This window comes from Streptomyces sp. NRRL F-5126 (assembly GCF_000721265.1).
In the GTDB taxonomy this organism is placed as follows: domain Bacteria; phylum Actinomycetota; class Actinomycetes; order Streptomycetales; family Streptomycetaceae; genus Streptomyces.
Map to the genome: position 1 here is coordinate 131,834 of NZ_JOFZ01000008.1, position 17,787 is coordinate 149,620.

Consider the following 17,787-nt stretch of genomic DNA (forward strand, 5'->3'; position numbering starts at 1 on the left):
GCATGCCGCACAGACTACGCACGGTCAAAACTCACCGAGCCCCGAAGGTCACCCCAAATCAGGCAACTTGCACTCTGTGAATTGACGATGTGATCGCGTTCACGAGTCCTCCTCTTGTCGCGGCAGCCACCGCCCTCTATCGTGCTGATGTATCGACTCGATACATCAGCACGACATGTCGGAGCGAGACAACCAAGCGGTCAGGCGTGCGGACGACGAAAGGAGCAGGTGTGAGCAGGCGCTCGGGGATCCTTGAGTTCGCCGTGCTCGGTCTGCTCCGTGAGTCCCCCATGCACGGCTACGAGCTGCGCAAACGCCTCAATACGTCGCTGGGGATCTTCCGGGCGTTCAGCTACGGGACGCTCTACCCGTGCCTCAAGACGCTGGTCGCCAACGGCTGGTTGATCGAGGAACCGGGCAGCGCCCCGGAGGACGCGCTCGCCGCGTCCCTCGCCGGCCGCCGGGCCAAGATCGTCTACCGGCTGACGGCCGAGGGCAAGGAGCACTTCGAGGAGCTGCTCGCCCACACCGGGCCCGACACCTGGGAGGACGAGCACTTCGCCGCCCGGTTCGCCTTTTTCGGGCAGACCGAGCGTGAGGTGCGCATGCGCGTCCTCGAAGGGCGCCGGAGCCGTCTCGAGGAGCGCCTGGAGAAGATGCGGGCCTCACTCGCCCGCACGCGCGAGCGTCTCGACGACTACACGCTGGAGCTCCAGCGCCACGGGATGGAATCCGTGGAGCGGGAGGTCCGCTGGCTGAACGAGCTCATCGAGAGCGAGCGGGCAGCCGGTCCACGGGCCGCTGACCGCCGTGCGCCGCAGGACACCGACCACAAGGACGGTCTGCCCCGGCGCCGGGGTGCCGCATCTGCCGAGGGCTCGCCCTCGCGGCACCCCGGTCCGCCGGATCCGTCCGACGACAGGACCAAGTGAGGCCCGCTTCACCGCGGAGCCTCATCGGGAACACCGAGATCACACAGGGAGCAACCGGAATGGGTTCGGTTCGCGTAGCCATCGTCGGCGTGGGCAACTGCGCCTCGTCGCTGGTGCAAGGCGTCGAGTACTACAAGGACGCCGACCCGGCGGGCAAGGTGCCGGGGCTGATGCACGTGCAGTTCGGCGACTACCACGTGCGGGACATCGAGTTCGTCGCCGCCTTCGACGTCGACGCGAAGAAGGTCGGCCTCGACCTCGCGGACGCCATCGGTGCCAGCGAGAACAACACCATCAAGATCTGCGACGTGCCGTCCTCCGGCATCACGGTCGAGCGCGGCCACACCCTGGACGGTCTGGGCAAGTACTACCGCCAGACCATCGAGGAGTCCGACGAGACCCCCGTGGACATCGTCCAGATCCTGAAGGACCGCAAGGTCGACGTCCTCGTCTGCTACCTGCCGGTCGGTTCCGAGGACGCGGCGAAGTACTACGCGCAGTGCGCCATCGACGCCAAGGTCGCCTTCGTGAACGCCCTCCCGGTGTTCATCGCGGGCACCAAGGAGTGGGCGGACAAGTTCACCGAGGCCGGCGTGCCGATCATCGGTGACGACATCAAGTCGCAGGTCGGCGCAACCATCACGCACCGCGTGCTCGCCAAGCTCTTCGAGGACCGCGGTGTGATCCTCGACCGCACGATGCAGCTGAACGTCGGCGGCAACATGGACTTCAAGAACATGCTCGAGCGCGAGCGCCTGGAGTCCAAGAAGATCTCCAAGACGCAGGCCGTCACCTCGCAGATCCCGGACCGCGACCTGGGCGCCGACAACGTGCACATCGGCCCGTCCGACTACGTCGCCTGGCTGGACGACCGCAAGTGGGCCTACGTCCGCCTTGAGGGCCGTGCCTTCGGTGACGTTCCGCTGAACCTGGAGTACAAGCTCGAGGTCTGGGACTCCCCCAACTCCGCCGGTGTCATCATCGATGCCGTGCGTGCCGCGAAGATCGCGAAGGACCGCGGCATCGGCGGCCCCGTACTGTCGGCCTCCAGCTACTTCATGAAGTCGCCGCCGAAGCAGTACTTCGACGATGAGGCCCGCGAGAACGTGGAGAAGTTCATCCGCGGCGAGGTCGAGCGCTGATCGAGGTCGAGCGCTGATCCAGTGCCGAGCTTCGGGCTGAGGCCCCGGGACGGTTGTCCCGGGGCCTCAGCCATGTTTCACGTGAAACGTCACCTTCGGCGGGTCATGTTTCACGTGAAACATGACTCAGCTCGCCTGCTTCGCCCACCACTCCTTGAGTGCCGCTACGGCCTCGTCGTGGCCCATGGGCCCGTTCTCCAGCCGCTGCTCCAGCAGGAACGCGTAGGCAGTGCCGATCGCCGGGCCGGGGCCTACGCCGAGGATCTCCATGATCTGGTTCCCGTTGAGGTCGGGCCGGATCGAGTCGAGCTCCTCCTTCTCCTGGAGCTGAGCGATCCGTTCCTCCAGCCCGTCGTACGCACGGGAGAGCGCGGCCGCCTTCCGCTTGTTGCGGGTCGTGCAGTCCGAGCGGGTGAGCTTGTGCAGGCGGCTGAGGAGAGGGCCCGCGTCGCGCACGTAGCGGCGTACGGCCGAGTCCGTCCACTCGCCTGCTCCGTAGCCGTGGAACCGCAGGTGCAGCTCCACAAGCCGCGAGACGTCCTTGACCATCTCGTTGGCGTACTTCAGAGCGGTCAGCCTCTTCTTGACGAGCTTCGCGCCGACCACCTCATGGTGGTGGAACGAGACCCTTCCGTCGCTCTCGAACCGCCGGGTTCTCGGCTTGCCCACGTCATGGAGGAGCGCCGCGAGCCGCAGCACCAGGTCGGGCCCGTCCTCCTCCAGGTCGATGGCCTGCTCCAGCACGATCAGCGAGTGGTCGTAGACGTCCTTGTGACGGTGGTGCTCGTCGCTCTCCAGCCGGAGTGCCGGCAGCTCCGGCAGCACGCGGTCGGCGAGGCCGCTGCCGACCAGGAGCGAGAGCCCCTTGCGGGGGTTCTCGGACAGCAGGAGCTTGTTCAGCTCGTCCCGCACACGCTCAGCCGACACGATCTCGATGCGGTCGGCCATCTCCTTCATGGCGGCGACCACCTCGGGGGCCACCTCGAAGTCCAGCTGTGCGGAGAAGCGGGCGGCGCGCAGCATCCGCAGGGGGTCGTCCGAGAAGGACTCCTCAGGCGTGCCAGGCGTGCGCAGCACACGCTCCGCGAGGTCGCGGAGCCCCCCGTGCGGGTCGATGAATTCCTTCTCCGGCAGCGCGAGCGCCATCGCGTTCACCGTGAAGTCGCGACGCACCAGGTCCTGCTCGATGGAGTCCCCGTACGACACCTCGGGTTTGCGCGAGGTCCTGTCGTACGCCTCGGAGCGGTAGGTGGTGACCTCGATCTGGAAGCTCTGCTCCACCTCGCCGACACGCGCGTCCTTGCGGCAGCCGACCGTGCCGAAGGCGATCCCGACGTCCCACACCGCGTCCGCCCACGGCCTGACGATCTTGAGGATGTCCTGCGGTCGCGCGTCGGTGGTGAAATCCAGATCGTTGCCGAGCCGTCCGAGGAGGGCGTCACGGACGGACCCGCCCACCAGGGCCAGCGAGAAGCCGGCCTCTTGGAAGCGGCTCGCCAGGGCGTCGGCGACGGGGGAGACGCGCAGCAGTTCGCTGACCGCGCGGCTCTGCACCTGGTTCAGTGCTCTGGGGTTGTCTTCGTTGGCGTTCGGCACAACAGGAAAGCCTACGGTCCCTTCGGAGCGACCCGCCGCTCCCCTCGCGTTCGTGAGACCCTTCCGGTCTCCGGGGCCCTTCCGATCTCGTGGAGCGGTCCGCAGCACTTCACCACAGCGCCCCTCGTTACCATGCGTGGACGCAGCGAACGACAGACCAGCAACAGCAGGCAACAAGGACGAGGACGGGCGAGCGCGTGGCCGATGCGGGGCACTTCCGGGGGACGGGCAGCGGTGCTGCCCGTCGGTGGTTGCGGCGCGCGGGATCCCTGGTCGCGGGCGCACCGCTGCTGGCCGGGCTGGTGGCCACCGCTGCGCCGGAGGCGCAGGCCGCGCCGCACACGACGGCCGTCGGGGCCGCCGTGTCGAAGAAAGCGGCGTCGGACAGCCCCGTGGCCGTGGCACTCAACACCCTGTCGCCGAGCGCGCCGGTAAAAGGTGACACGCTCACCGTGTCAGGCACCGTGACCAACAGGTCCGGCCATGCGATCACGGACGCGGACGTCGATCTGCGCGTCGGCCCCCGCCTCGCCGGACGCGGCGCCATCGACGACGCCGCACGCAACGCCACGAACACGAACGTGCAGGTCGCGCCGCTGGGCGGCAAGTACCGGGTGAAGATCTCCCACCTCGCCGCGAAGACACACCAGGATTTCGCCCTGTCGGTCCCGGTGAGCGACTTGGGCCTGGGGAACAACGGCGTCTATCAACTCGGCGTCTCCCTGTCGGGCCAGACCTCCCAGGAGCCGTGGGACCACGTCCTGGGGATGCAGCGCACCTTCCTGCCCTGGCAGCCCGACCCCACCGACAAGAAGACGCAGCTCACCTTCCTGTGGCCGCTGATCTCGAAGGTCCACCTGTCGGCGCGCACCGGGCCCGACGAGCAGCAGACGCCCATCTTCGACAACGACGACCTCGCCGCCGACCTGGCGCCTGGCGGCCGGCTCCAGCAGATGGTCTCCCTGGGCAGCCAGCTGCCGGTCACCTGGGTCATCGACCCTGACCTGCTGGCCACCGTCGACGCGATGACGCACAAGTACAGCATCAAGAAGGGGAACACCACCGTCCCCGGCAAGAACCAGGCGCTCGCCAACCAGTGGCTGAACTCCCTGGAGAAGGCCGTGCAGAACCATCCGGTCGTCGCGCTGCCGTTCGCGGACCCCGATCTGGCGTCCCTCGCACACGCCGGGCGCAGCGTCTCCGGCAGCCTCAGCCACCTCCAGCCGGCCACGCAGGTCGCCGCGACCACCGTCGACACGATCCTCCATGTGACGCCGTCCACGGACTTCGCGTGGCCGATCGACGGGGCCATCGATCCGTCGATCGTGGATGTGGCGACCTCCGCGGGTGCGGACAAGGTCATCGCCCGCAGCGACAGCCTCGGCGACGACCTGCCGTACACGCCGACGGCGGCCAGGCCCATCGGCGGCGGGACCACGGCGATCGTGGCGGACAGCCGGCTCTCCACCGCCTTCGAGGGCGGCCTGACGACGGCGGCCTCCTCGACGCTCGCGGAGCAGGAGTTCCTCGCGCAGACGCTCGCCCTGACGCGGCAGGTGCCCAACAAGGAGCGCAGCATCGTCGTCGCCCCGCAGCGCATGCCCGACGCCGGCCAGGTGCAGGCGATGGCGGCGGCGCTGCACGGGCTGGACTCCGAGCGCTGGACCGAGTCGCAGAACCTGACGCAGGCGGCGTCCGCCACCCCGGATCCCCATGCGAACACGAAGGTCCCGCGGGCCTCGCACTACCCACGCAGCCTCCGCCGCAGGGAGCTGCCCGCCTCGGCCTTCCAGGACATCAAGGACACGCAGGACCTGCTGACCAGGTTCACCGACATCCTCAGCGCCCCCGACCGGGTGGAGGCGCCGTTCGCGAACGCCCAGGAACGGTCGATGTCGACGTCCTGGCGTGGCGACGCCGCCGCGGCGGCCGCGTACCGGAACACGGTCACGACCTACCTGAAGGGCCTGAAGGGCGAGGTCCTGCTCGTGCCGAAGTCCGACCTGACGCTGTCGGGGCGCAGCGCGACCATCCCCGTGACGGTCCAGAACAAGCTCCTCCAGGACGCGCAGCACCTCGTGCTGCGCCTGACCTCCAGCAAGCCCACCCGCCTCAAGCTCGACGACGGCAAGGCCGTGGCCGAGCAGCCCATCAAGGTCGGCGGCGGCCACAGCCAGTCCGTGAAGTTCTCGGGAACCGGCAATGCCAACGGCCCGGTCGAGGTGACGGCGCAGCTGTTCACCGCGGACGGCCACCCCTACAGCCAGAAGATGACCTTCGAGGTCAAGGTCTCGGAGATCACCCCCACGGCCATGCTCGTCATCGCGAGCGGCGTCCTGCTGCTCGTCCTCGCGGGCGTCAAGATGTACAGCCGCCGCAAGCGTGCCGCCGCCCGCCGTGCGGCCGCCGCGGACCACGGCGACGACGGCCAGGACCCGGGCGCGGGGGGCGTGCGCGACAACGGCTCCGGCGACGGGCAGCCGAGTGACCCGGCGGTGGACACCGGGCCGGGAAACCCGGCACCGTCGGGCCCGGGTGAGAAGGTGGACCGTTGAGCGAATGTCGTGGCCGGTCGGCCGGGGACGATGAGGTGGGGTAACCATGAACGCGCCGTACGACGGTGACCGCGGCCCGGGAACGGGCGGCGATCCCGCAGGGCAGGCCCCCTCACCACCGCCTGTCCAGCACAACCCGTACGCCCAGGACCCGTACACGCAGGACGGCTACCACCAGGACGGCTACGCGCAGGACGCATACCCCCAGGACCCGTACGCGCAGGGCTTGCCCGGCGACGCCCAGCAGCCGCCTCAGCCGTACGACCAGCAGCACGCGCAGCAACAGCAGCAGGTCCCCAACCCGTACGCGAGGGACCCGTACGTCCAGGAGGCGTACCAGCAGGACCCGTACTGGGCGCAGGGGCAGTCCTCGCAGGACCCGGTGACCGACGCGCTCCACGACCGCGCCGCGCACGCGCCGCAGGGGCCGCCCGCCCAGGCGGCTCCCTACCAGCCCGGCGCCCACCAGGACGCGACGCAGCAGTTCTACCAGCAGCCCCAGCAGCCCCAACAGCCGCAGCAAGCCCAGCAGCCGCAGCAGCACTACGGACCCGATCCGAGGATCTGGGCCCAGTCCCCGCCGCCGGGGCCTGCGGGCCCCGGTCAGCGCCCCGGCAGCAACGACCCGGGCACGGCCCAGTTCACCGGCGTCGACGACCTGGTGACCCGCGCGGGTACGGAACCCCAGCAGAACGACGCCTTCGCCCACCTGTACCGGGATCAGCACGCCGGCGGGCAGCTCCAGCCCGCGGAACCCGAGCCGGAGCCGGAGGCCGCCCCGGCGAAGCCCGCGAAGGCGGGCAGCAAGGCGAGCGGCCTGCTCAGGTCGAGCGCCGTGATGGCCGCCGGCACCATCGTGTCGCGCCTCACCGGCTTCCTGCGCACGCTGGTCATGGCCGCCGCGATCGGCGTGGGCACGCTCAACGACACGTACCAGGTGGCCAACACCCTCCCCACCATGATCTACGTGCTCGTGGGCGGCGGTGCGCTCAACGCGGTGTTCATCCCGCAGCTCGTGAGAGCGATGAAAAACGACGACGACGGCGGCGAGGCATACGCGAACCGCCTGCTGACCCTGGTCGTCGTCCTGCTCGCCGGCGTGACGACCATCTGCGTGCTCGGCGCACCTTTGCTCATCCGCGTGATGTCGCCGACGTACGTCAGCCACCCGGACACCAACGCGGTGGCCATCGCCTTCGCCCGCTACTGCCTGCCCACCATGTTCTTCATGGGCGTGCACGTGGTGATGGGTCAGATCCTCAACGCCCGCGGACGCTTCGGCGCGATGATGTGGACGCCGGTCCTCAACAACATCATCGTCATCTCCACCTTCGGCGCGTTCATCTGGGCCTACGGCACCGCCGACCACTCCGGCGTGGCGCCCTCGAACATCTCGCCCGAAGGCGTACGCCTCCTCGGCATCGGCACGCTGCTCGGCCTGACCGTTCAGGCGCTCTCGATGATTCCGTACCTGAAGCAGGCCGGCTTCAAGATCCGCCTCCGGTTCGACTGGCGCGGCCACGGTCTCGGCAAGGCGGCGGGCCTCGCCAAGTGGACGTTCTTCTTCGTCCTCGCCAACCAGCTGGGCCTCATCGTCGTGACGGAACTGGCCACCTGGGCCGGCACGCTCGCCGAGAAGCAGGGCCAGTCGGGCACGGGCATCGCCGGTTACAACAACGCCCTGCTGCTGTGGCAGATGCCGCAGGCCATCATCACGGTGTCCATCATGACGGCGGTGCTCCCCCGGATCGCCCGCTCGGCGGCCGACGGTGACACCGGTGCCGTGCGCGACGACATCTCCTACGGCCTGCGCACGTCGGCCGTCGCGATCGTGCCGTGCGCGTTCGCGTTCGTGGCCCTCGGCGTACCGCTCGCAAGCCTGCTCTACGCGGCCGCCGACGCCGACGGGGCACGGAACATCGGCTTCATCCTGATGGCGTTCGGCCTCGGGCTCATCCCGTACTCCGTCCAGTACGTGGTGCTGCGCGGCTTCTACGCGTACGAGGACACCCGGACCCCCTTCTACAACACGGTGATCGTCGCGGCGGTCAACGCCGCAGCGTCGGGTGCCTGTGCCCTGGTCCTTCCGCACCGCTGGGCCGTGGTGGGCATGGCGGGCTCGTACGGTCTCGCCTACGCCGTGGGCGTCGGTGTGGCCTGGCGGAGACTCAAGAAGCGCATGGGCGGCGACCTCGACGGCAGCCGTGTGGTGCGTACGTACGCCAGGCTGTGCATGTCCGCGATCCCCGCGGCGGTCGTCGCGGGTGTCGCGGGATTCGGGCTGCTGCACGTGATCGGCGACGGTGCCACGGGCGCGTTCGCGGCCCTGCTCGTCGGCGGCGTTCTGATGCTGGCCATTTTCTACGTCGCGGCCAAGAAGATGCGGATCGAGGAACTGAACGGCATGGTCGGAATGGTGCGCGGGCGGCTCGGGCGGTAGGCGGGCCGGACCTGGCACAACCATCGTCCGCGTCCGTGTGTCGTGCATAGGGCCGGACTGTGGGCACAATTGGCTTGGCTGTTGGATAGTGCGCAACGGATGGGGAGGCAGGAGCGACGGTGGCGGAACGTAGCACGGCTGCCGTCGACGTGGCCGACAACAGCGGTGACGAACCGCTGGCCGCCAAGAAGGACACGGCGGAAGAGGTCACGACCGACGGGGTGGCGGAAGCCCAGGAGACCGCGGAGCAGTCCGCGCCTGAGGACGCGACTGACACGAGCGACGAGCCCGAGGACACCGAGAAGGCTCTCGCGACGCCGGAGCTGCACAGTGGTCACAAACTGGCGAGACGCTACCGCCTGGAAGAGTGCGTCACCCGTCTGGACGGATTCAGCAGCTGGCGTGCCGTCGACGAGAAGCTCCGCCGCGCGGTCGGGGTGCACATCCTGCCCGCCGAACACCCCCGTGCGCGTTCCGTGCTGGCAGCCGCCCGCTCCTCCGCCCTGATCGCCGACCCCCGTTTCGTGCAGGTCCTCGACGCGGTCGAGGAGAACGACCTGGTCTACGTCGTGCACGAGTGGCTTCCCGACGCGGTGGAGCTCACCGCGCTGCTCGCCTCCGCGCCGCTGGAGGCGCACGACGCCTACCAGCTCGTCAGCCAGGTCTCACAGGCGATGGCCGCGGCGCACCGCGAAGGCCTTTCGCACCTGCGCCTCACGCCCAGTGCCGTACTCAGGACCTCCGGCGGCCAGTACCGTATCCGCGGCCTCGGCGTGAACGCGGCGCTGCGCGGCATCACCGCGGAGCGCCCCCAGCGTGCCGACACCGAGGCCATCGGGGCGCTGCTTTATGCCTCGCTCACCCAGCGCTGGCCCTACGAGACCGATGCCTACGGCCTCACGGGGCTGCCGAAGGGCGTCGGGCTGATCCCACCCGACCAGGTACGGGCGGGCATCCATCGGGGGCTCTCCGAGCTTGCCATGCGTGCCCTGGCGAACGACGGCGCCACCGCGTCGCGCCAGGATCCGCCCTGCACGACCCCGGACGAACTGGCCAAGGCCGTTGCCGAGATGCCGCGCATCCGGCCGCCCGAGCCCTCGTTCACGGCACCACCCGACTACCAGCGCACCACATACCAGCAGGGCAACTACGGCTCGCCGCAGCCAGGCCCGCGGAACACGGTGGTCACGCCTCCGGTCGTGCCGCCGCCCCCGCTCCAGACACCGCCGGGCAGGCTCCTGAAGTGGGTGGTCTCGGCCCTCGTGATCGTGGCGCTCGGCCTGGGCAGCTGGCAGATCGCCGACCGCGTGCTGAACAGCCACGACGGCAAGGACACACCGGCCCCGTCGAAGGTCACCAAGGACGGCGGCGACAAGGCGGCATCCCAGCCCCGCCCCCTCACCATCGCGGGGGCGCACGACTTCGATCCGGCACCGGGCGACGGTTCGGAGAACCCGGAGGACGTACCCAAGGCCATCGACAACGATCCCTCCACGGCGTGGGAGACGAAGCGCTACATCGGCGAGCCGACCTTCGGCAACCTGAAGCCGGGCGTCGGCCTCATCCTGGACCTCGGCAAGGCGCAGACCGTCGGTTCCGTCACCGTCGACTTCGTCGGCACCACGTCGGTGGAGCTCAGAGCGGCGTCCCCGGACGCCGCCTCCGAGCCCACGAGCATCGACGACTTCACGAAGATTGCTCAGGGAACAGGTAAGGAAGTAAAGCTGAAGCCGTCCAAGCCGGTGAAGTCGCGGTACGTTCTGGTCTGGCTGACCAAACTGCCGTCGGCAGGCGACGGCGGCTACCGGGGCAAGGTCTCGGAGATCCAGGTCACCAGCTGACGGGACCAGGGGAGGGGCTCACCGTTGGACGAAGCCGCACTCACCGGCGCGAGCGATCAGGATCTCCTGTCCGCGCACGTCGCCGGTGACCCGGACGCCTTCGGTGAGCTGGTCAAGCGCCACCGCGACCGGCTGTGGGCCGTCGCCGTGCGCACGCTGGGCGATCGGGAGGAAGCCGCCGACGCTGTACAGGACGCCCTGGTGTCCGCCTTCCGCGCCGCCCACACCTTCCGGGGACAGTCCGCCGTCACCACATGGCTGCACCGCATCACCGTGAATGCCTGCATCGACCGCACCCGGAAGGCGGCCAGCCGCCGCAGCACTCCCGTGAACGACACGGAGCGCATGGAGCAGCTGCTTGAGCCGCACGAGTCGGCCGAGGAGCCCGCGCAGCGCAAGGACCTCCACCGTGAGCTCCTGGCCGCGCTGGCCAAGCTCCCCGTCGACCAGCGAGCCGCCCTGGTCCTGGTGGACATGCAGGGATACCCCGTCGCGGAGGCAGCGAGAATCCTCGGAGTGCCGGGCGGCACGGTCAAGAGCCGGTGCGCGCGGGGGCGGGCCAGACTCGTCCCGCTGCTGGCTCATCTGCGAGGCGAAGCCGAGGGCGGCACCCCGATGAGCGGGGGAAGGAACCGGACGCCGGGGACATCCGTCCCACCGGCAACGGGGCAGAGCTCTACGGAACCAGGCGATCCGGCAGCGGTGAAGGGCGGAGGTGGGCGCGCGTGACTTCCCCGTCCGACACGGACCAGCACCCGGACGTCTCCGAGATCTCGGAGTTCGCTGAAGGGCTCCTGCCGCCTCCGCGCGCTGCGGAGCTACGGGTCCATCTCGACACCTGTGCCCTGTGCGCGGACGTACGGCAGTCCCTCGCGGAGATCAGCGAACTCCTCGGAGCGCTGCCGGAGCCGCCGCGCATGGACGGGGAGGTCGCCGCACGCATCGACGCCGCCTTGGCCGCCGAAGCACTTCTCGGCTCCTCCGAGGCCGGCGACGCTCCCTTGGTGCCGCAGGCCTCGGCCATCCCCGTACCGGCGCCCTCTCCGTCCACGGAGCCGGACAGCGCGCTGGAGGAGTCGCGTGTTTCACGTGAAACATCGCGCGTCTCGCGCGCCCCCGGCGGACCGGCACGCTCCACCACCGGACCAGGTCGGGCCCGTGTACCCCGACGCCGCCGTGGCGCCGCGATCATCGGGGCCACTCTCGGTGCCGCTGTCATCGGTGCGGGGGTGTTCCTCCTCCAGCCGTCGGACGCCAGTGGCGACAACACGGCCTCAGCGCAGACGACGGCCTCCCCTCGCATCACCGCCACGGCCACCGCGACAGCGGAGGACGAATTCTCCGGCCACCCCCTGGAGACCAGCGTGAACACGCTCCTGGCCACCAAGACCAGCAGTGCTCCCCGAGCGAACCCCAACGCACGCACCGCCTCCGCGAACCCGGGCACCGTGACCGATCAGCCGATGCTGGGTTCCGCACCTCCGGTGCCGCTCTGCGTACGCCAGGGGACCGGTCGCTCGGAGGCGATCCTCGCCGCCGAGCAGGGAACGTACCGGGGGACCCCGGCGTATCTGCTCGTCCTGGCGAATCCGGCGGACGAATCGAAGGTGCGGGTCTATGTCATCGACTCCACCTGCGTGGGATCGGTTCCCGCCGTCAAGGGGAAGACGCTGTTCACGGAGACCTATCCTCGCCAGTGACGGCGACGCCACGTTGTACCGACGGACCTCGGGAATGTACGGCCCGTAGGATCCGTTGCGTGGGATGACAGTCGTCGTACTGGTCCCGAAGAGGCAGTCCCCAGAGACGAGGAAAAACCCGTGAGCGACGTCCGTAACGTGATCATCATCGGCTCCGGGCCGGCCGGCTACACCGCCGCGCTGTACACCGCGCGTGCGTCGTTGAAGCCGCTGGTCTTCGAGGGTGCCGTCACCGCGGGTGGTGCCCTGATGAACACCACCGAGGTGGAGAACTTCCCGGGCTTCCAGGACGGGATCGTGGGTCCCGAGCTCATGGACAACATGAGGGCTCAGGCCGAGCGCTTCGGGGCGGAGCTCGTCCCGGACGACGTGATCGAGGTCGACCTCACCGGTGACATCAAGACCGTCACGGACACGGCCGGCACGGTCCACCGCGCCAAGACCGTGATCGTCGCCACCGGGTCCGCGTACCGCAAGCTGGGGCTCCCCCGCGAGGACGAGCTCTCCGGCCGCGGAGTTTCCTGGTGTGCCACGTGTGACGGCTTCTTCTTCAAGGACCATGACATCGTGGTGGTCGGTGGTGGCGACACCGCCATGGAGGAGGCGACCTTCCTGTCCCGGTTCGCCAAGTCCGTCACGATCGTCCACCGCCGTGACACGCTGCGTGCCTCCAAGGCGATGCAGGACCGTGCGTTCGCGGATCCGAAGATCTCCTTCGCCTGGAACAAGGAAGTCGCGGAGATCCACGGCGACCCGAAGCTCAGTGGACTGACCCTGCGCGACACCCAGACCGGCGAGACGTCCGAGCTGGCCGTGACGGGGCTGTTCATCGCAGTCGGCCACGACCCGCGGACCGAGCTGTTCAAGGGCCAGCTGGAACTGGACGGCGAGGGCTACCTGAAGGTCGATGCGCCGACGACCCGGACCGATGTCACCGGCGTCTTCGGAGCGGGCGACGTCGTCGACCACACCTACCGGCAGGCGATCACGGCCGCGGGCACCGGCTGCTCCGCCGCGCTGGACGCCGAGCGCTACCTCGCCGCCCTGAACGACAGCGAGAAGGCCCCCGAGCCGGAGAAGACCGCCACGGTCTGAGAAGACCATCGCAGTCTGCACCGCGGAGCCACCCACCCCATCGAATGAAGGAGGCCGCCATGGCCGGCGACCTGAAGCACGTAACCGACGACACCTTCGACGAGGATGTCCTCAAGAGCGACAAGCCCGTCCTCGTCGACTTCTGGGCCGAGTGGTGCGGCCCGTGCCGCCAGATCGCCCCGTCTCTGGAGGCCATCGCCAAGGAGCACGGCGACAAGATCCAGGTGGTCAAGCTCAACATCGACGAGAACCCGACCACGGCGGCCAAGTACGGCGTCATGTCGATCCCGACGCTGAACGTCTACCGGGGCGGCGAGGTCGCCAAGACCATCGTCGGCGCGAAGCCCAAGGCCGCGCTCGAGCGTGACCTGGGTGACTTCATCGGCTAGTCGCGATGTTTCACGTGAAACGAGCCCGTCTCCCCGGCAGGGGAGACGGGCTCGTTTCACAGGGGGCGCAGCGCTGGTTCCTTCTGCACGGCGCCGAGGAGCCGGTCCAGTGCCATCTCCACGTCCTCCTTCCAGGAGAGCGTGGAGCGCAGCTCCAGTCTCAGGCGGGGATACGCCGGATGGGAGCGCACGGTCTTGAAGCCCACCGACAGCAGATGGTCGGCGGGCAGGACGCAGGCCGGCTCCTTCCAGTGGGTATCACCGAAGGCCTCGATCGCCTTGAACTCGCGGCGCAGCAGATCCTTGGCGACGGCCTGGACCATGACCCGGCCAAGCCCCTGGCCCTGATATGCGGGCAGGACCGAGGCGGTCATCAGCTGGACCGCGTCGGGTGAGACCGGGCTCGTGGGGAAGGCCATGGAGCGTGGCACGTAGGCCGGAGGCGCGTACAGCACGAATCCGGCCGGCATCTCGTCGACGTAGACCAGACGCCCGCAGGAGCCCCACTCCAGCAGGACCGACGAGATCCAGGCTTCCTTCTCGTTCGCCGACCGGCCCGCCCGCACGGCGGCGTCGCCACGGACGGGGTCGAGCTCCCAGAACACGCACGCTCGGCATCGGTGGGGAAGATCGGGGAGGTTGTCCAGTGTGAGCGGCACCAGCCGACGTCCCATGAAGCTGTTCCTCACTTCCTCGCCTCACACGCCCAGGCCACTGCTCGCATCGTATCCAGGCGCCTGCGCCTGCCACACCGAGAGCGGGCAAAGAGGGCGGGCCGCGTCTCCGGCACCCGGAACACGGCCCGCCTCCTACGGCAGCGTGAGGATCAGCCCTCGTTCGGCTCCTCGGATCCCCCGCCCTGCCCGTGGTCCATGACGCGCCCCTCACCTGGAGCGAGCGTGCCGAGAATGCGCTCCAGGTCGTCCATCGAGGCGAACTCGACCACGATCTTCCCCTTCTTTTGCCCGAGGTCTACCTTCACTCGGGTCTCGAAGCGGTCCGACAGCCGGGACGCCAGCTCCGTCAGTGCGGGTGACACCCTCGCGCCCGCGCGGGGGCTCTTCGTCTTGGTGGCGCTCTTGGGCTCCGACGACATCAACTGGACGATCTCTTCGACCGCACGAACCGACAGGCCCTCGGCCACGATGCGATGTGCCAGTCGGTCCTGCTCCTCGGAATCGTCCACCGACAGCAGCGCCCTCGCATGGCCGGCCGACAGTACGCCGGCCGCGACCCTGCGCTGGACCGAAGGGGACAGCCGCAGCAGGCGCAGCGTGTTGGACACCTGCGGTCGCGAGCGGCCGATCCGGTCCGCGAGCTGGTCGTGCGTGCAGTGGAAGTCCTTGAGCAACTGGTCGTAGGCAGCGGCCTCTTCCAGCGGATTCAGCTGGGCGCGGTGCAGGTTCTCGAGCAGGGCGTCCAGCAGCAGCTTCTCGTCGTCGGTGGCCCGTACGATCGCCGGGATGCGCTCAAGCCCCGCCTCACGGCACGCGCGCCAGCGTCGCTCACCCATGATCAGCTCGTAGCGCTCCGGACTGACCTGCCGCACGACGACCGGCTGCAGGAGGCCGACCTCCTTGATGGAGGTCACCAGCTCCGAAAGCGCGTCCTCGTCGAAGACCTCACGGGGCTGGCGAGGGTTCGGCGTGATGAAGTCGATGGGGACCTCGGCGAAGTGCGCACCCGCCACCGCGGCCGGAGGTTCCGCCGTCTGCGGCTGTTCCGGGATGGCTCGCTCACCGGACGGCTGCGCCTCCGGAGACGTGGCCGCCTGCGGAAGCGCGGTCACCTTGGCCGCGGCCACGCCCCGCTCCGCGGTGAGCACCCCTGGCGTCCCCGCGGAAGCGGCCTCACCGCCCGCCGGCGCCGGCTCCTGCGGGGCGGCGGGAATCAGTGCACCGAGCCCACGCCCCAGCCCCCTACGTCGCTCGCTCACTGGATGCCCTCCGACATGTTCTGCTGGTTGTTCTGACCGCCCTGATGGGCATTCTGACCGTCGTAGCGGATCCCGACCCCGCGCAGCGCGATCTCGCGCGCAGCTTCGAGGTACGAGAGGGAACCACTCGATCCGGGATCATAGGTCAGTACCGTCTGGCCGTAGCTTGGCGCCTCCGAGATCCGCACGGAGCGGGGGATGCTCGTGCGCAGCACCTCTTCACCGAAGTGGCTGCGCACCTCGTCCGCCACCTGGGAAGCCAGCCGTGTCCTGCCGTCGTACATGGTCAGCAGGATCGTGGAGACATGCAGGTCAGGGTTGAGGTGGCCGCGCACGAGGTCCACGTTGCGCAGCAGCTGCCCCAGCCCCTCCAGCGCGTAGTACTCGCACTGGATGGGGATCAGCACCTCGGCACCCGCGACGAGCGCATTCACGGTGAGCAGGCCCAGGGAAGGCGGGCAATCGATCAGGACATAGTCCAGCGGTTGCTCGTAGGCCGTGATCGCTCGCTGGAGACGGCTCTCCCGCGCGACCAGCGACACCAACTCGATCTCCGCACCGGCGAGATCGATGGTCGCCGGCGCGCAGAACAGCCCCTCCACATCGGGGACGGGCTGTACGACCTCGGAGAGCGGCTTGGACTCCACCAGCACGTCATAGATGGATGGGACCTCGGCATGGTGATCGACACCCAGCGCGGTGGACGCGTTGCCCTGCGGGTCGAGGTCGACCACCAGGACCCTCGCACCGTGCAACGCGAGGGAAGCGGCCAAGTTCACCGTGGTCGTGGTCTTCCCGACGCCACCCTTCTGGTTGGCGACGACCATGACCCGCGTCTGCTCGGGGCGTGGGAGCCCCTCACCGGCGCGACCCAGTGCCTCCACGGCGAGCTGCGCAGCTCTGCCGATGGGGGTGTCGTCCATTGGGGGCGGTGTTTCACGTGAAACATCGTCTCCCAGGGACTCGGTACGGGGACCGGGGACCGGATCGGCCATCGGTCCCGCGATGTTGGCGTCGGACCGCAAGGATTCACTCTCCTCGACTTCAGACTCGCAATGAACAGAGCCTGCCATGCTTTGGGGGTCGTGAACCAGCGAGGCCCTGCGTTCTGTGGACGAAACCGCCTCTGTGGACAACTCCGTGGACCGTCCGAGGGGTTTACGGGCTCGCGGTGCGGCGGCCGCGCGCCCACGGTCGATGATTCCTTGAAGCAGTGAGCGACGTTTCACGTGAAACACGATGCACGCGCCGCCGGATCAGATCGCCCCGACACTCCGGGGCGTTACGACACGCCGCCATTTATGGAGCATCACGCACATAAGCCTCATGTCGGGCCTTTCGACCCGACGACCGATCAGGCGTCAGCGGCGCCGACGCGCCCGCCCCGCGCGCGCGGCCTTGGCACGCTTGGCCGCGAACCGGACACCACCCGGAGACTCACCCACCTCGACGCGCACCACGGTGGCCTGAGGATCGACCACGCCCTCCCCGACGCGCAGCACCGAGGTGGAGACCACACCCAGCTTCCCCAGGGCGGCTCTGGCGCTCTTGAGCTCCTCTTCGGCGGTGTCGCCCTTAAGGGCCAGCATCTCGCCGTAGGGCCGCAGCAGCGGCACGCCCCAGCCGGCGAGGCGGTCCAGCGGGGCCACAGCCCGTGCGGTCACCACATGGACGGGCTGGACCTTGCCCAGCACCTCCTCGGCACGTCCGCGTTCGACCGTCACATGATCGAGCCCGAGCAGCTCGACGACCTCCTGGAGGAAGTTCGTCCGTCGCAGCAACGGCTCGAGGAGTGTGATCTTGAGATCCCTGCGGACGAGCGCGAGCGGGATGCCCGGCAGCCCCGCACCCGACCCGACATCGCACACCATGACGCCCTCGGGGACGACCTCCGAGAGAACGGCGCAGTTCAGCAGGTGTCGCTCCCACAGACGCGGCACCTCGCGCGGGCCGATCAGCCCCCGTGTGACCCCTACGTCCGCAAGCAGCTCCGCATACCGGACCGCCTCGGGGAAGTACTCGCCGAAAACCCTCCGCGCCCCCTGCGGGGCTGGGGGAAGCTCAGCCGCTTCCGTCACGGGAACCGTCCTTCCATACCGGGCCACCACGCGGCGGCTCACCTTCAGAGGCTGACAAACAGCGGCCCCGTCTGCGAACAGAC

At 69.1% G+C, this 17,787-nt stretch carries 14 protein-coding genes; 9 read left to right on the plus strand and 5 right to left on the minus strand.

Going from position 1 to position 17,787, the window contains the following annotated elements:
* Positions 1-230 precede the first annotated feature (230 nt).
* On the plus strand, positions 231-932 hold the full coding sequence (locus IH48_RS0118585; protein WP_030905374.1) for a PadR family transcriptional regulator: 702 nt from the start codon (positions 231-233) through the stop codon (positions 930-932).
* Positions 933-991: 59 nt separating this feature from the next.
* On the plus strand, positions 992-2,074 hold the full coding sequence (locus IH48_RS0118590; protein WP_030905376.1) for an inositol-3-phosphate synthase: 1,083 nt from the start codon (positions 992-994) through the stop codon (positions 2,072-2,074).
* Positions 2,075-2,200: 126 nt separating this feature from the next.
* Here IH48_RS0118590 and IH48_RS0118595 read toward each other — a convergent pair whose 3' ends face one another.
* The gene (locus tag IH48_RS0118595) at positions 2,201-3,670 is read right to left on the minus strand and encodes a CCA tRNA nucleotidyltransferase (RefSeq protein WP_030905378.1); all 1,470 of its coding nucleotides are present in this window, start codon (positions 3,668-3,670) and stop codon (positions 2,201-2,203) included.
* Positions 3,671-3,867: 197 nt separating this feature from the next.
* On the opposite strand from IH48_RS0118595, the gene IH48_RS0118600 reads away from it, so the two are divergent.
* From IH48_RS0118600 to trxA, 7 genes are all read left to right on the plus strand, one after another.
* Complete coding sequence (locus IH48_RS0118600; protein ID WP_030905380.1) at positions 3,868-6,225, plus strand: DUF6049 family protein; 2,358 nt, start codon at positions 3,868-3,870, stop codon at positions 6,223-6,225.
* Positions 6,226-6,271: 46 nt separating this feature from the next.
* Positions 6,272-8,665 carry a murein biosynthesis integral membrane protein MurJ gene (gene murJ, locus IH48_RS0118605; protein WP_030905382.1) on the plus strand — a complete coding sequence of 798 codons (2,394 nt, stop codon included), beginning with the start codon at positions 6,272-6,274 and terminating at the stop codon, positions 8,663-8,665.
* A 119-nt stretch (positions 8,666-8,784) separates the two neighbouring features.
* The gene (locus IH48_RS0118610; protein ID WP_030905384.1) at positions 8,785-10,506 is read left to right on the plus strand and encodes a protein kinase family protein; all 1,722 of its coding nucleotides are present in this window, start codon (positions 8,785-8,787) and stop codon (positions 10,504-10,506) included.
* Between the two features lie 24 nt (positions 10,507-10,530).
* Entirely contained in the window at positions 10,531-11,235 is a 705-nt protein-coding gene (gene sigM, locus IH48_RS0118615) for an RNA polymerase sigma factor SigM (protein ID WP_030905386.1), read from the plus strand.
* A complete protein-coding gene (locus IH48_RS0118620) occupies positions 11,232-12,206 on the plus strand; it encodes an anti-sigma factor family protein (protein ID WP_030905387.1) in 975 nt (324 codons plus the stop codon). The genes sigM and IH48_RS0118620 overlap by 4 nt, the downstream gene beginning before the upstream one ends.
* Before the next feature lie 120 nt (positions 12,207-12,326).
* Positions 12,327-13,301: a thioredoxin-disulfide reductase gene (gene trxB / locus IH48_RS0118625; protein WP_030905389.1), complete on the plus strand. Its 975-nt coding sequence runs from the start codon at positions 12,327-12,329 to the stop codon at positions 13,299-13,301.
* Positions 13,302-13,360: 59 nt separating this feature from the next.
* Positions 13,361-13,690, plus strand: coding sequence for a thioredoxin (trxA, locus tag IH48_RS0118630; RefSeq protein WP_030905391.1), 330 nt, complete (start codon positions 13,361-13,363; stop codon positions 13,688-13,690).
* Between the two features lie 56 nt (positions 13,691-13,746).
* Here the strand turns inward: trxA and IH48_RS0118635 are convergent, their stop codons facing one another.
* The 4 genes from IH48_RS0118635 to rsmG all read right to left on the minus strand — a co-directional run bounded on the left by IH48_RS0118635 (position 13,747) and on the right by rsmG (position 17,704).
* Positions 13,747-14,364, minus strand: a complete 618-nt coding sequence (locus IH48_RS0118635; protein ID WP_030905393.1) for a GNAT family N-acetyltransferase — start codon at positions 14,362-14,364, stop codon at positions 13,747-13,749.
* Between the two features lie 152 nt (positions 14,365-14,516).
* Complete coding sequence (locus tag IH48_RS0118640) at positions 14,517-15,626, minus strand: ParB/RepB/Spo0J family partition protein (protein ID WP_030905394.1); 1,110 nt, start codon at positions 15,624-15,626, stop codon at positions 14,517-14,519.
* Positions 15,623-16,699 carry an AAA family ATPase gene (locus tag IH48_RS0118645; protein WP_078849842.1) on the minus strand — a complete coding sequence of 359 codons (1,077 nt, stop codon included), beginning with the start codon at positions 16,697-16,699 and terminating at the stop codon, positions 15,623-15,625. The genes IH48_RS0118640 and IH48_RS0118645 overlap by 4 nt, the downstream gene beginning before the upstream one ends.
* Before the next feature lie 288 nt (positions 16,700-16,987).
* Positions 16,988-17,704 carry a 16S rRNA (guanine(527)-N(7))-methyltransferase RsmG gene (gene rsmG / locus IH48_RS0118650; protein ID WP_030905399.1) on the minus strand — a complete coding sequence of 239 codons (717 nt, stop codon included), beginning with the start codon at positions 17,702-17,704 and terminating at the stop codon, positions 16,988-16,990.
* Positions 17,705-17,787 lie beyond the last annotated feature (83 nt).